Below are 14,724 nucleotides of genomic sequence, written 5' to 3'. Positions count from 1 at the left end.
TCGCCCGATTGTGGTGTTTTCCATGTCTCGCGACACCGAAAATGCCCGCGATTAATGCGAATCGCATTCAGTGCTTCGCGATGACTATACTCTTGAGATATCAGGGAATCAAGGGTGACCATGCCGGATCCGATCCATCCGCCGGTGTCACGATCTCACGTTCGTTAAAACCGGTCAAATCGATCGAATACAGACGATAGCGATCCTTGGTCCCGTCCCTGGACGGGTGCTGGCGGTGATACATCAACACTCTTCCGTTCGGTGCCCATGTCGGGCCTTCGACAAGGAAGCCCTCGGCCAAAAGCCGCTCTCCACTGCCATCTGGACGCATGACACCGATATAGAACCGACCTCCTTGTGACTTGGTGAATGCGATCAGGTCACCGCGTGGCGACCAGACCGGTGTGGCATAAAGACCACCACCGAAACTGATGCGCTGGACACCGCTTCCATCCGCATTCATCACGTAAAGTTGCTGTGATCCGCTACGGTCCGAGTTGAACGTAATTCGCGAACCATCAGGAGAATATGACGGCGATGTATCAACTGCAGGATGCCGCGTCAACTGGCGTTTTTCGCGCGTACGCAGATCCAGCTGGTAGATTTCACTATTGCCGTCCAAAGCCTGGGACATCACCACGGAATTGCCGTCTGGGGCAAAACGCGGGGCAAAGGTCATGCCCGGGAAATCGCCAAGCAATTCAAGCTCGCCGGTATCGATATCCAGAACATAGACACGTGGTTTATCGTTGAAATACGACATATAAACCACTTCCTGGGCCGTCGGAGAAAAACGCGGGTTCAGAACAAGAAACTTGCCGTCCGACAGGAAACGGTGGTTCGCACCGTCCTGATCCATGATGGCCAGCCGCTTGACGCGTTTATCGCCCGGGCCCGATTCGGAGACATAAACGATACGGGTATCGAAATAACCCGATTCCCCGGTAATGCGTTTATAGATCTCGTCGGCAATCTTGTGTGCGATACGCCGCCAGTTGTTCGGCTGGGTGCGATAGGCCACCCCTGCCATCTGGTTTTCAGCCAGAACATCCCAAAGGCGGAATTCGACACGCAGAAGCCCGTTCGGTTCGGTGACAACCCGGCCATTGACGAGTGCCTGCGCATTTATCGCGCGCCACTCGGCAAAGTTCGGATTGACCGCCAGCGAACTGGCACTCTGGATAAAGGCTTTTTCGTCAATTGGCGCAAACAGACCCGATCGCGCCAGATCGGCACTGATCACCGACGTGATGTTCTGACCGACTTCGGTTTCCGAAACACCTTCACCCGGGAAACGGGTAACGGCAATCGGCATCGGTTTGACTTCACCCCGGGTGATGTCGATACGGAGTTCGGCATGCGCCGGTGCCGAGGGTACAACGGCCAGGCCAGCGACAACGGCAAGGGCACACAGTCCGGCCAGACTGCGTGTAACCCAATCTCGTTTTGATGCGTTGGTCTTGATGGTCATCCTGCCTCGCTATTTTCCACGCGTTTTGAGGGACTTATGATTTTATTCATTACAGGCCCAGCATTTCACGCATGTCAAAATTGAACGTGAATGTGCGCCACATTTCGTATTTATCCAGCGGCAGTTTTAGAGGACTGCATTGCGGATTTAGCACAGCTCGAAGAGCACTTTCTGCAATCGTACGGCGTGAAGGATCACCACCAATCTCGCCAGAGTTGCTAATTCGTGCCTGCCGGACGGTGCCGTCCGGATTGGCACTGACATGTATTTCGACCGCAAAGTTCCCGGCTTCCTTGGCTCCGGCCGGTGGGCTCCAGCAGCGTTCGATCTGTCTTTTGACGGCGTCAAGCTCGCTCATAGTCAAACGCGCGTCCAGACGGGTCGCAACCACCTCGCTTGCATTGTCTTCGGGCGTATCTTCCGGTGTATCCTGTGGTGTCGGCTGTGCGCTCGGTTCGGTTTTGCGTACATCCTTCAGAATATCGGCAAGTGTCCGCTTCGGCTCCGGGTCGGGCTGCTTCTTCGGCTCGGGCTTCGGTTCCGGCTTTGGCTCCGGCTTTTTGGCCTCAACCGGCTTTGGTTTCGGCTTTTCCGGGGTCGGGGGCGGGGTCGGTTCCTTCTTCACTTCCGGTTTCGGAACGGGTTTGGGTTCCGGTTTCGGCTGTGGTTTGGGCTCGACCTTCGGCTCCGGTTTCGGCTCAGGCTTCGGTTCCGGCTTGGGCTCTGGCTTTGGCGCAGGCTTGGGTTCCGGTTTCGGGGTCGGTTTGGGCTCCGGCTTCGGAACCGGCTTTGGCTCTGGCTTTGCAACCGGTTTCGGTTTCGGCTTTTCTTCGGCTTTCGGCTTTGGCAGCGCCTTGGTCGGAGCAGCCGAGAATTCATCGACTGTCACCACCTCGACCGAAATCGATTGCAGTTCCAGCGGCGTTTCCTCGAACAGTTCCGGCAAGCCTAACCAGGCAATCAGAAAGATCACCAGGTGGGCTGCCAGAGAAATCAGAACACTGCGAAACATGTCGGTTTACTTGCCCTTTGCGGGCAGCTCCGCGATCAGCGCAACTTTGCTAAACCCGGCCTCGTTGATCAGGCCCATGACTTCCATCACACGGCCATAATCAATTGCCCGGTCACCGCGCACGAAAATACGGGTATCGCGTTTATTCTCGGTAATGGCCGAAAGCTTTTCGACCAGCGTGTCCTGGGCGACTTCACTGTCCATGATATAAAGGGTGCCATCCCCCGTGACCGATACGACAAGCGGTTCGTCCTGACCGGTCATCGGGGCGGCCGATGTTTCCGGCAGGTCCACTTCGACACCGACCGTCATCAAAGGTGCCGCCACCATGAAAATCACCAGCAGAACAAGCATCACGTCAACCATCGGGGTGACGTTGATGTCGCTCATGGCGCGGCGGCGGTTGCTGCGGCGACCGCGGCGGCGTCCTCCGCCGGATCCGGATGCGAGTTGAGCGCCCATATCAGTCTCTCGCGTCGTCAAGCTGGCGTGACAGGATCGACGTGAACTCGTCAACAAACGCTTCAAGGCGGTTGCCATAACGGTTCAGGTCACTGGAAATCTTGTTATAGGCCACCACCGCCGGAATTGCAGCGACAAGGCCCATCGCCGTTGCAAGCAGTGCCTCGGCAATCCCCGGTGCGACAACCGCAAGCGACGTGTTTTTCGAGGCCGCAATCGCCTGGAAGGAAACCATGATCCCCCAGACCGTCCCGAACAGGCCGACAAACGGTGCGGTCGAGCCAACAGACGCAAGGAAGGTCATATAACGTTCAACCCGATCCATTTCACGGCCCAGCGTGATTTCCATCGACCGTTCCAGGCGCTGCTGAAGGCGGGCGCGCATTGTTTCGCCCTTGACCCCGCGCGCGTTCGAACGACGCCATTCGCGCATTGCCGAAACGAAAATCGCCGACATCGGATCGCGCGGCTGATCAGCAATTCGGTCATACAGGTCTTCAAGCGACCCGCCCGACCAGAAGGCTTCTTCAAACGTGTTTGCCTGGGCGCGCAATTTGCGCAACCGGATCAGCTTTTCAATGACAATTGCCCAGACCCAAACCGATGCCAGCATCAGCCCGATCATCACCGTTTTGACGACAATGCCGGCCTGCATGAACAGACCCCACATGGACATGTCATGGGCCATGACCGACTGCCCCAGCGTTACCGCGTCGACCACCTGATTTTCCATATTCTCTTCAGTCCTCGTTCACATCCAGATAGGTTGCGTAAGCCGTTCTCAATTCATCGGGCATCCGTTGCGCCCGTAACTCTTGCAGCGACACGCAGGCGAGATATATCTCGATAACCACGAGCACCTCGTCGTCCCGCATGATCTTCTGTTCGAATCCCAGCGACGCGCCCCCCAGTTTGATCAGGCGAGTATCCACAATCAGCCTGTCTTCCAACCGGGCCGCCCGGCGAAAATCGAGCGTACAGTGTCGAACGGCTATGGCAACTTTGTGGCGCTCTGCAAGGCTACTATTGCTAACGCCCAACAGGTTAAGCATCGCTGAACGTGCCCGCTCGGCAAAGGCGAGATAGTTGGCGTGATATACAATTCCACCTGCATCGGTATCCTCGTAAAACACCATTAACGGGAAAATATGTCGCTTGCCCTCGATATGACCGAGCAGGCTGTTTTCGCGCTTATCCGTCATTCCTCTGTCCCGTCTGCGGCCTTGGTCGTGCGCTGGTCAAACAGGTCCGCCAACGGCACACCATTGCCTTCGCGCGGCGGCACCAGCCCCAGATGCTTGTATCCCTTGATACCCAGCATCCGGCCCCGCGGGGTGCGCTGTATCAATCCCTGCTGCAACAGATACGGTTCGATCACGTCTTCAATCGTGTCACGTTCTTCCGACAGGGCGGCAGCCAGCGTATCGACACCAACCGGCCCGCCGCCGTAATTCCCGGCAATACAGTTCAGATAACGGCGGTCCTGGCTATCAAGGCCAAGGTTATCGACCTCAAGCCTTGTTAGCGCCGCATCGGCGATGAATTTATCGACCGGCGATTTTCCGGCAACCACCGCAAAATCACGCACCCGGCGCAACAATCGCCCGGCAATACGTGGTGTTCCCCGTGACCGGCGGGCAATTTCCATCGCCCCTTCACGTGTCATATCGAAACTCAGCAACCGCGCACCGCGCGCCACGATCTCGACCAGCTCCTCAGGCTCATAGAATCGCAACCGCAACGGAATACCAAACCGGTCACGAAGCGGCGTCGTCAGAAGCCCCGACCGTGTCGTTGCCCCGACAAGCGTAAAGGGCGGCAGATCAATCCGCACCGAACGTGCAGCCGGTCCCTCGCCGATGATCAGATCAAGCTGGAAATCTTCCATCGCCGGATACAGGATTTCCTCGACCGCCGGGTTCAGGCGATGGATTTCATCAATAAACAGAACGTCGCGCGGCTGAAGATTGGTCAGAAGGGCGGCAAGATCACCGGCCTTGGCAATCACCGGGCCGGACGTCGCCCGGAAACCGACGCCAAGCTCGCTGGCAACAATCTGCGACAGTGTCGTTTTCCCCAAGCCCGGAGGCCCGAAAAACAGCACATGATCCATGGCCTCTTCGCGGCCACGCGCGGCCTGAATGAACACATCAAGATTTTCGCGCACTTCTCTCTGGCCGGTAAAATCGTCCAGCCGACGCGGGCGCAAAGAGCCGTCCTGATAATCCTCTTCGCGGCGTTCCCCGCTAAGCAAACGGTCTTCTTCCTCGCTCACGCGCTAAGCTCCTTCAATCCCAGACGGATCAGGGTATCAAGTGTCTTGTCCTCACCGGCCTGCTGGGCCGCCTTGCCAACCGCGCCAAATGCCTCGGACCGGCCATAGCCCAGATTAACCAGTGCCGAAACCGCATCGGCCAGAACCGCGCCATCATCGACAACCGGCGCGGCATCGGCTGTGTCGATGCTCACATCACCGACCGGTTTGGCAGATTTGGCAGATTTTTTTGACGAAGTTGCGGCGGGCGGTGCCACAGGTGCCGACGGGGCCGCAACCGGGCCAAGGTTAAGGCGCGCGGCCTTGTCTTTCAGTTCACCCACAACACGGGTCGCCACCTTCGGGCCAATCCCCGGCGCCCGGCAAAGGGCGGTGGTATCCTGCGCGGCAATCGCACGCAAAAGATCGGTCGGACTTAAAACCGACAAAAGGGCCAGCGCAACCTTGGCCCCCACCCCTTGAACCGTCGTCAAAAGGGCGAACCACTGCTTTTCGGCGTTATCGGCAAAACCATAAAGATGAATGTGATCTTCGCGGACATGGGTTTCGATCATCAAACCAGCCTCGCCGCCTTTTGGCGGCAGCATGGTCAATGTTCTGCGCGATGCAAAAACAAGGTATCCGACCCCGTTCACATCGATGATGACACTGTCCTCGCCAATGAAATCGACAATTCCGCGAAGTTTTGCGATCACCTGTATTTTCTCCCCGGTCCGGCTGTTATCCCCGCAAGCGCGCGGGTTCCGGCATGTTGTGCATGACAAATCGCAACCGCCAGTGCATCGGCCGCATCTGCGCCATGGATCTGACATCCCGGCAGCAGGGTGGATACCATCATTTCAACCTGCTGCTTGGCCGCATGACCCGCACCCACCACCGTCTTTTTGACGGCATTGGGTGTATATTCCGTTACCGGAATGCCACAACGTGCCGGCGCAAGCAGTGCAACACCGCGCGCCTGCCCCAGTTTAAGCGTCGAAACAGGGTTTTTGTTAACGAAGGTTTCCTCGACCGCAGCCTCATCGGGCGTCCAGGCCGCAATCACGTCCATAAGCCCGCGATGAAGCTGATCAAGCCGTTCCGCCAGCGATAGCGACTGTGTCGAGGTCACGACACCATTGGCAACATGACGCATCCGGTTGTCTGTAAGGTCGATCACCCCCCAGCCCGTGCGTTGAAGACCGGGATCGATACCTAGAACCCTGACCACGTCGCCTCACCTTATTATCATAAGCAAAATAAAATACGCCCGTCATTCAAAAGGGAATGACGGGCGTAAGCAAGCGTAATCAGTTATCAAGCGCAGCAGCGATCTCGTCGGTCCAGTTAACGTTGGTCCAGACATTCTGGACATCATCGTTATCTTCAAGCGCATCAACAAGCTTCATGATGCTCTGTGCCTGATCGATGCTGATGTCGGCCTCGGTCACCGCGCGGAAGACAAGCTTCGCACTTTCCGGATCCCCGAACTTCTCCGTCAGCGCTTCACGCACATTGTTAAGCTCTTCGATCTCGGTTTCGATGACGTGGCTCTCATCATCCGATTCCACGTTTGCAGCCCCCGCTTCAAGGGCGGCCTCAAACATTTCATCCGCACCGGCCTTGTCCGCCGGATAAACGATTTCGCCAAGACGGTTGAACATGAAGCCGACCGAACCGGTTTCACCAAGGTTGCCACCGCTTTTGGCGAATGCGGCACGCACTTCGGATGCGGTACGGTTGCGGTTATCCGTAAGCGCCTCGACGATCACGGCAACACCGGCCGTCCCGTAGCCCTCGTAACGGACCTCTTCATAATTGTCGCCCTCGCCTGCACCGGTCGCCTTTTTAATCGCGCGATCAATGTTGTCTTTGGGCATGTTCTGAACACGCGCGGCGGCAATCGCTGCACGCAGACGCGGGTTGCTGTTGATATCATCACTGATTTTCGCCGAAACCGTGATTTCACGGGCGAGTTTGGTGAAGATTTTGGCGCGCTTTTTATCCTGCGCGCCTTTGCGGTGCATGATGTTCTTAAATTGGGAATGGCCGGCCATAACCTGAAACCTGTATTCTTTTCGTGTTGTCGATCAGTGCAAATCGGGCACCGGCCGGTAACTGCGGGATCTTCCCGGGCAGACCGGTCTCGCGATGATTGCGCGCCAGTCCGGCGGACCGAACCGGACCGGACAAACTGACAGGCAGAAATTTCGACCGCTCCTATATCCTGTTTGCGCTTCAAGGTCCAGCTATCCGTCATCTGCCCGCATTCATCAACCGGCGCGCACCGAAACCGCAAGCGCATCACCTCTGATTTATACAACTTATGGATTTAACCGTGATTTTTTGTCGCAGAACTGCTTACGCCTTGCAGTTCTGTGAATAATATTTCAATAATATCCCTTAATAAGAAAAAATAACTCTAAAGTATAACTCTTCGGGGGTTACAAACTGGGCGACGAAAAGAACAAAACACCCGTTGCCTGATCCAAGAAACCCGGACGGACACAGAAGCCGCTCGGGGAAAACAGCACAAGAAGGTAGGACAGAATGGGAATTAAGTTCGGGGTCCAAAGCAAACTTCTGATATCGTTTGCATTGGTCGGATTGATGGCGGTGGTTTCTGCCGTTGTGGGTGCCGTGTCTTTCAACAAGTTCGGCGAAGCTCTGACCACCATTACAGAAGAAAAACTGCCGCCGATCGCTGCGGCACAGCAACTGGCGACCGAAAGCGCGGAAATCGTCGCGATTGCGCCGCGCATCGTCGCATCCAATTCCACAGATGAAGAACTGGCGATCAAGGAAGAACTTGATTTCCGCCTGCTGGAACTGGTCAACAAGATCAACGAAATCGAATCAACCGGCTTCATGCCCGAAGTCATTGCCACGATCAATGACAACCGCATTCAGTTGCAGGACACCCTTGGTCAGTTGCACACCGTCACCCAGGAACGTTTTGCCATTTCGACCGAAAAGGCCGAAAAACTAAGCGAGTTCCAGGACCTTGCAAAACGCTATGGCGATACGCTGAAACCGGTTCTGTCCTACACCCAGAATGACATCGCGCAGGGCAACGCCTATGCGCAGTCATTAAAAGACGATCCGTCCGCCAAATACACGGCCAGCACCGAAGAAGTCATTGAAAACTTCATCAAGATGAACGAGGCCATCAGCGCACGTTCACCGGTTCTGGAAATCGAACGTCTTGGTTCGTCTGCTGCCAACATGATCATCGCGTCAACCACCGAAACACAGGCCGTGCGTCTGTCGATCATTCCGGTGCGTATTCGCGGTACATATTCCGATGCGCTGGCCGCCCTTGATTCCATCGGGAACGAGCGCCTGAAGAACTTCTATGTCGAACTGATCGACAAGATGCAGAAGCTCTCGGTCGGGGATGACAGCCTGCCGGAGCTTCGCAAACGCGAACTTGCCGCCGCCGAGGAAAGCCAGCGTCTGGTCATCCAGAGCGGTGAATACGCCAACGCGATGCGCAGCAGCGTTTCCGAACTGGTCGCCGCCCTGAACTCCGAAGTCAATGACGCCGCCACACAGGCAAAAGTCGTCGAGAAACAAAGCCTGACGGCACTGGCCGTTGTCGCCATCGCCGCCATCCTGATCTCGCTGATCATTTATGTGGTCTATGTCCGTGGCAACCTTCTGCGTCGTCTTGCTGGCCTTCAGACCACCATGGTCCAACTGGCCGATGGCAATCTCGACATTGATGTCCCGGTCAAGGGCAATGACGAAATCACCGCCATGGGCCGCGCGGTCGAGGTGTTTAAGGACAACGCCCTTAAGGTGCGCGAACTTCAGGCCGAAGAAGAACGCCTGAACCGTGAACGCAACGAAGCCCTTCGTGACGAGCTGCTTGGCCTTGCCGATACCCTGCAAAACGAAGTCGAAAGTGCGGTCGGTGAAATCGCCGCCCTCGCCGAACAGCTTCAGGGTGTGTCGGGCCAGATGAGCCAGAGTGCCGAACTGGTTTCCGGCCAGACCGAAGATGTCGCATCTTCGGCCCAGGAAGCCACCGGCAACGTCGAAACCGTTGCTGCCGCCACCGAACAGCTTTCGGCCTCAAACGCGGAAATCAACCGTCAGATGGCGGAATCGACCCGCATTTCCAACAATGCCGCAGACCGCGCGCAGGAAACCAACCAGTTGGTGGTCAGCCTGTCGCAATCGGCAAACCGCATCGGCGAGGTGATCGCGCTGATCACCGACATCGCCGAACAGACCAACCTTCTGGCCCTTAACGCCACCATCGAAGCGGCCCGTGCCGGCGATGCGGGCAAGGGCTTTGCGGTTGTCGCGGCCGAGGTCAAAAACCTCGCCAACCAGACCGAAAAGGCAACCGAGGAAATTGCCGGCCAGATTTCCGGCATCCAGAAGGCGACCGGGGAATCCGTTACCGCCATTGAGGATATCGGTCGTATCATCGAAAACATCAACGAGATTGCCACCACCATCTCGGCTGCAGTCGAAGAACAGGGGGCGGCAACCGACGAGATCACGCGTAACGTCCGCAGTGCGGCTGATCGCACCCGCACCGTTTCGTCCTCGATCAATGATGTGGCAAGTGAAACCGGCAAAACCGGCGAACTTTCCGGTCAGGTTCTGGCAACCGCACAGACCGCATCCGAAAAGGTCGAAAATCTGCGCTCACGGATCAACGGCATCCTCGAAGACCTCCGTCAGCAGGCACGTGATCGCGCCTCCTGATCAACAGGACTGCTTCTTGTGCAAAGGCCCGCCATATGGCGGGCCTTTTTTATTTGGCATATCAACCACAAGCTTTTGTACAAAAAGACTTATCCAGATGGACAAGGCTGGCAAATTAGCAGAACATTTAGGTTATTCCACACAGATGCCTGTGCTATAGAATTTCCCAACATAATAAGAATAACAGCTTCCGCCTTCAATTATCCGCATCCTTATCGTTCCTAACCGATATCGCGGATATCCCCGAATGCGGAAACCACAGGAAGGTTCCATCCAGGAAAATCAAACAGACGCGCGTTACCGGTATGACAGAAGCCGGTGCGCTGGTTATGCGCAATCGGGGTTAAGTGAGTAATGGGAAAGACTATCAAATCTGACAATCGCCAGAAGCTGGTCAGGAAGACCGCAAAGGGCTTCGGCGTTCAGGGAAAACTGGCAGCAGCATTTGCACTTGTCGGTCTGATGGCCGTCGTCGCGGCCACCGTTGCCGTGATATCATTTGGCAAATTCGGCACAGAACTTGCCAGCATCACGCATTCAAAGCTGCCGCCGATGTTTGCGGCACAACAGCTGGCGACCGACAGCGCAAAGATCGTGGCCATCGCGCCGCGGATTATCGCATCGAAAACCCCCGACGAAGAACAGATCGTCAAAGCTGAACTTGATACGCTGCTGGCCGGGCTTGATGACAATGTCGGGCAATTGCGCGAAACAAATCTTCAGCCAGAAATTCTCGATGGTATTGATACCAACAGTGCCAATCTGCGCGACGCCCTGGAAAATCTGCATTCAATGACCTTGAACCGGTTTGCCATCGCAGACGAGATCGCCGAGAAACTCAACAAGTTTCAGCAGCTAAGCGGGCGTTACAGCAGCATGATCACCCCGCTCCTGTCTTTCACCCAGACAACCATTGCCGGGATCAATGCCTCCGTCGAAGATCTGCGCAAATCAGGAGATCCCCTGCCCTACGAAGATCAGGTCCGCACGACCAAACTTCTTTATGACCTGAACGATGCCGTTGCCTCACGCAGCCCGGTTCTCGAACTCAGCCGGATGGGTGCTGATATCGTCAATACGATCCTGACATCAAGCTCGCTTGACGACCCGACCCGGCTTTCGGTCATCAGCGTGCAGGTCCGAGGCAACTTTAACTCGCTGCAGAAGCTGATCGAAGGGCTTGAGAACGAAAAACTCAAAAAGTTCTACACCAACATCGTCAATGACATGCTTGAACTCTCTATTGGCGATGGCAGTCTTCCTGACTTGCGGATCAAGTATCTTGAAACCGCCGCCGCCCAGCAGCAGATCGTCGATCAAAGCACCCAGTACGCCGCCGACATGGAAAGCAGCGTCAAGGCACTGGTCGAAAGCCTGCAATCGGATGTCGACGCGGCTGCCGGATCGGCCCAGACCCTGAACACGCAAAGCTCGCAGATCATGTATGCTGTTGCAGGTGCAGCCATCGTGATCTCGTTGATCATTTATGTGGTCTATGTCCGTGGCAACCTTCTGCGTCGTCTGGCCGGTCTTCAGACCACCATGGTCACATTGGCTGATGGCAACCTTGATATTGAAGTCCCAGTCAAGGGCAATGACGAAATCACCGCCATGGGTCGTGCCGTCGAAGTCTTCAAAGACAACGCCGTCAAGGTACGTGAACTTCAGGCCGAAGAAGAACGCCTGAACCGTGAACGCAACGAAGCCCTTCGTGACGAGCTGCTTGGTCTTGCCGATACCCTGCAAAACGAAGTCGAAAGTGCGGTCGGTGAAATTGCTGCCCTCGCCGAACAGCTTCAGGGCGTGTCGGGTCAAATGAGCCAGAGTGCCGAACTGGTTTCCGGCCAGACCGAAGATGTCGCATCCTCGGCTCAGGAAGCCACCGGCAACGTTGAAACCGTTGCCGCCGCCACAGAACAGCTTTCGGCCTCGAATGCGGAAATCAACCGTCAGATGGCGGAATCGACCCGCATTTCCAGCAATGCCGCGGACCGCGCGCAGGAAACCAACCAACTGGTGGTCAGCCTGTCGCAATCGGCAAACCGCATCGGCGAGGTCATCGCACTGATCACCGACATCGCCGAACAGACCAACCTTCTGGCCCTTAACGCCACCATCGAAGCGGCCCGTGCCGGCGATGCGGGCAAGGGCTTTGCGGTTGTCGCGGCCGAGGTCAAAAACCTCGCCAACCAGACCGAAAAGGCGACCGAAGAAATCGCCGGCCAGATTTCCGGCATCCAGAAGGCGACCGGGGAATCCGTTACCGCCATCGAGGATATCGGTCGCATCATCGAAAACATCAACGAGATTGCCACCACCATTTCGGCCGCGGTCGAAGAACAGGGGGCGGCAACCGACGAGATCACGCGTAACGTCCGCAGTGCGGCTGATCGCACCCGCACCGTTTCCGCCTCGATCAATGATGTGGCAAGTGAAACCGGCAAAACCGGCCAACTGTCGGGCGAAGTTCTGACCACCGCACAGGATGCCTCGCACAAGGTCGAAGCCCTGCGTGCCCGCATCAACGGCATCCTCGAAGATCTTCGCCAGCAGGCCCGCGACCGTGCTGCCTGATCTGCCAAACATCTCATTGCGCAAAGGCCCGCCATCTGGCGGGTCTTTTGTTTTTGCCCCGATACTCCCGCCGCTGCCCGATCGTCGAACGACCACGGAACATAAACAGCCCAAAACAAAGCCCCGCCGGTACCGGCGGGGATTTAAATCATTGAAAATATTCGGCTGTTACGCGCTGGGCCAGCTACCCTTAAGCCGTCCGCCAATGCGAACCGGTTCGATCCGTTTGGCAAGGCCGGTGGCATCGTCGGTTTCGACATAAACACCACACACCGTTGCCGGTCCGTCTGCCGGTTCAAACCGGCCGGTCGGCATTTTGGTGATGAATTTACGGACCGAATTTTCCTTTTTCATCCCGATCACGGAATCAAAATCCCCGCACATGCCGACATCGGTCTGATAGGCCGTTCCACCCGGCAATATCTGGGCATCCGCCGTCGGCACATGGGTGTGGGTCCCCAGAACAAGCGATGCCCGCCCATCGCAATGATGTCCAAACGCCATCTTTTCCGACGTGGTTTCGGCATGGAAATCGATGATGATCGCATCGACATTCTTGCCCAGCTTATGCTTGGCAAAAAGTTTGTTTGCGCCTTGGAACGGGCAGGACAGCGGGTCCATGAACAGCCGCCCCATCATGTTAACAACACAAACTTTTTTGCCCGAACGGGTTTTGAAAACATAATCGCCCTTGCCCGGCGTGCCGTCGGGGAAGTTCCACGGGCGCAGCAGTTTTTCATCTTCATCGATATAGGCAATGATTTCGCGCTGGTCCCAGACATGATTGCCCGTCGTCAGGACATCCGCACCGGCATCATAGAATTCCTTGCAGATTTTCGCCGTCACACCAAAACCGTGCGCCGAATTTTCCACGTTCACCACCGCGATATCGACCGAAAGACGGTCCCGCAGCATCGGTAATGCTTCAAGTGCTGCAGTACGGCCGGATTGGCCAAGAACGTCGCCGAGATGGAGTAAACGCATTGTATTTCCTGTTTCGTCGCACGCCCGAAATTCGGACATGACTGTAACCGATGCCCCTGTCAGACGCACCGTTTGATGCACAACATAAATGAGGTGGGGATATGAATTAAGTGGGAGCCACCGCTGCCGTTGGCCATGTGGTAATTCCTCGTGACCTGCGTGTGCAGGTGGGCGCCGTATAACGAGACCACGGCCTCGACAGGGACAGCTCCCTAGAGAAATGAGCATCGGCCCCGGGAATTAGCGAACCTGACGAACAGGGCAGCCCCCGATTTGCCGCTGCACCCGATCACCGCGAACGGCGCATCGAAAACAGTCAGCGTCCGGAACTTAGTCCTGCGAAAGCTTTTGCGCAATAGCTTCGATGCGAACAGCCATGCTTTCCATGTTTTCCGCAATCGCGTCACCTTCGGCCGCACTTACGCTGCCGGGTTCCGGTTCGACACTTGTCTGACCCTTGCGCAATTTTTCATGCATGTCGCCCAGCTCGTCGGCAATCAGAAGACTGGTCATCACCAAAAGGCGCTGTTCGCCAATCTGGCCAACCGCTCCGGCAATCTCGCGAACCCGCTCATCGACATATTGCGCAAGGCTCATCAGGCGTTCTTCCTGACCATCGTCGCAGGCAACATCATAGCTGCGCCCGTTAATTCGTACTGAAACCTGTGCCATGGAATTTATGCCTGCCTTTGTTCGCGATCATCATCAAGGACCAGACGCAACTGCCCCACGGCACCGTCAAGACGGGCCGAGACGGTCTGGGTTGCTGTTGCGAGCTTGTCATAATCCTGACGCACGGCTGCCAGCTGGCTTTTCAGGGTTTCGACTTCACCGGCAGCATCGGATTGATTTCCGATATCCTTGGCCATACGCGACTCCACGGCAGCATCAAGACTGTCGATGGCCGCTTTAAGTCGGATACTCGCTTCTAGCAAACGCGACATATTCAATATCCAGCTTTGTTAAACTACCCGGTCGGCACAGGCAAAACCCGTACCCAATCGCAAGATTGGCCACCCTGCCAACCGACTTTGTCATGAAAAAGGCTGATTTGTTGCCAAACAAACCCGTGGCATCAAATATCTGCCCCACGGAATAATGCCCGGAAACCGTATGGAAAAGCCCGTCATGACATGCGCAACGTTACCCGCCCCGTTCACCGAACCGAAAGGATACAGGGAACGCCGGGCCAAACGGCAACATAGGGGGCAGGATCAGGACGCGTCAACATGCACCTTGGCAACC

Annotated in this window: 14 protein-coding genes and 1 other RNA gene; 2 read left to right on the top strand and 13 right to left on the bottom strand. The window is 56.2% G+C overall.

What is annotated here, in order from left to right; all coding sequences use genetic code 11:
* Positions 1-100 precede the first annotated feature (100 nt).
* The 9 genes from tolB to P8T57_RS16580 all read right to left on the bottom strand — a co-directional run bounded on the left by tolB (position 101) and on the right by P8T57_RS16580 (position 7,256).
* A complete protein-coding gene (gene tolB / locus P8T57_RS16620) occupies positions 101-1,471 on the bottom strand; it encodes a Tol-Pal system beta propeller repeat protein TolB (RefSeq protein WP_007092133.1) in 1,371 nt (456 codons plus the stop codon).
* A gap of 49 nt (positions 1,472-1,520) precedes the next feature.
* On the bottom strand, positions 1,521-2,483 hold the full coding sequence (locus P8T57_RS16615; protein WP_341363725.1) for an energy transducer TonB: 963 nt from the start codon (positions 2,481-2,483) through the stop codon (positions 1,521-1,523).
* A gap of 6 nt (positions 2,484-2,489) precedes the next feature.
* Positions 2,490-2,945: a protein TolR gene (gene tolR / locus P8T57_RS16610; protein WP_007092135.1), complete on the bottom strand. Its 456-nt coding sequence runs from the start codon at positions 2,943-2,945 to the stop codon at positions 2,490-2,492.
* A 1-nt stretch (position 2,946) separates the two neighbouring features.
* On the bottom strand, positions 2,947-3,678 hold the full coding sequence (tolQ, locus tag P8T57_RS16605) for a protein TolQ (RefSeq protein WP_007092136.1): 732 nt from the start codon (positions 3,676-3,678) through the stop codon (positions 2,947-2,949).
* Positions 3,679-3,685: 7 nt separating this feature from the next.
* Positions 3,686-4,147, bottom strand: a complete 462-nt coding sequence (locus P8T57_RS16600) for a YbgC/FadM family acyl-CoA thioesterase (RefSeq protein WP_037987930.1) — start codon at positions 4,145-4,147, stop codon at positions 3,686-3,688.
* Complete coding sequence (gene ruvB, locus P8T57_RS16595) at positions 4,144-5,220, bottom strand: Holliday junction branch migration DNA helicase RuvB (protein ID WP_341363724.1); 1,077 nt, start codon at positions 5,218-5,220, stop codon at positions 4,144-4,146. The genes P8T57_RS16600 and ruvB overlap by 4 nt, the downstream gene beginning before the upstream one ends.
* Positions 5,217-5,915, bottom strand: a complete 699-nt coding sequence (ruvA, locus tag P8T57_RS16590; RefSeq protein WP_341363723.1) for a Holliday junction branch migration protein RuvA — start codon at positions 5,913-5,915, stop codon at positions 5,217-5,219. The genes ruvB and ruvA overlap by 4 nt, the downstream gene beginning before the upstream one ends.
* Positions 5,912-6,430 (bottom strand): crossover junction endodeoxyribonuclease RuvC, encoded by a 519-nt coding sequence (gene ruvC, locus P8T57_RS16585; RefSeq protein ID WP_341363722.1) that lies wholly within the window; start codon positions 6,428-6,430, stop codon positions 5,912-5,914. The genes ruvA and ruvC overlap by 4 nt, the downstream gene beginning before the upstream one ends.
* A 79-nt stretch (positions 6,431-6,509) precedes the next feature.
* Positions 6,510-7,256 carry a YebC/PmpR family DNA-binding transcriptional regulator gene (locus tag P8T57_RS16580; protein WP_007092141.1) on the bottom strand — a complete coding sequence of 249 codons (747 nt, stop codon included), beginning with the start codon at positions 7,254-7,256 and terminating at the stop codon, positions 6,510-6,512.
* 493 nt (positions 7,257-7,749) lie between these two features.
* Between P8T57_RS16580 and P8T57_RS16575 the strand changes: the two genes are divergently transcribed.
* Both P8T57_RS16575 and P8T57_RS16570 read left to right on the top strand, forming a co-directional pair.
* Entirely contained in the window at positions 7,750-9,921 is a 2,172-nt protein-coding gene (locus P8T57_RS16575; RefSeq protein WP_341363721.1) for a methyl-accepting chemotaxis protein, read from the top strand.
* A gap of 354 nt (positions 9,922-10,275) precedes the next feature.
* Positions 10,276-12,495, top strand: a complete 2,220-nt coding sequence (locus P8T57_RS16570) for a methyl-accepting chemotaxis protein (RefSeq protein ID WP_341363720.1) — start codon at positions 10,276-10,278, stop codon at positions 12,493-12,495.
* A 168-nt stretch (positions 12,496-12,663) separates the two neighbouring features.
* Here the strand turns inward: P8T57_RS16570 and P8T57_RS16565 are convergent, their stop codons facing one another.
* The 4 genes from P8T57_RS16565 to P8T57_RS16550 form a co-directional block, all read right to left on the bottom strand.
* Positions 12,664-13,479, bottom strand: coding sequence for a TIGR00282 family metallophosphoesterase (locus tag P8T57_RS16565; RefSeq protein ID WP_085645608.1), 816 nt, complete (start codon positions 13,477-13,479; stop codon positions 12,664-12,666).
* 110 nt (positions 13,480-13,589) lie between these two features.
* Positions 13,590-13,750, bottom strand: a non-coding RNA gene (gene ssrS, locus P8T57_RS16560) — 6S RNA.
* Between the two features lie 59 nt (positions 13,751-13,809).
* Positions 13,810-14,151 (bottom strand): cell division protein ZapA, encoded by a 342-nt coding sequence (locus P8T57_RS16555; RefSeq protein WP_007092438.1) that lies wholly within the window; start codon positions 14,149-14,151, stop codon positions 13,810-13,812.
* Between the two features lie 5 nt (positions 14,152-14,156).
* Positions 14,157-14,423, bottom strand: a complete 267-nt coding sequence (locus tag P8T57_RS16550; RefSeq protein WP_007092439.1) for a DUF4164 family protein — start codon at positions 14,421-14,423, stop codon at positions 14,157-14,159.
* Positions 14,424-14,724 lie beyond the last annotated feature (301 nt).

Source organism: Thalassospira sp. SN3W (genome assembly GCF_038070535.1).
Taxonomy (GTDB): Bacteria; Pseudomonadota; Alphaproteobacteria; order Rhodospirillales; family Thalassospiraceae; genus Thalassospira; species Thalassospira xiamenensis.
The sequence above is the reverse complement of the archived record's forward strand: the minus strand, read 5'-3'. Positions and strand labels throughout refer to the sequence as shown.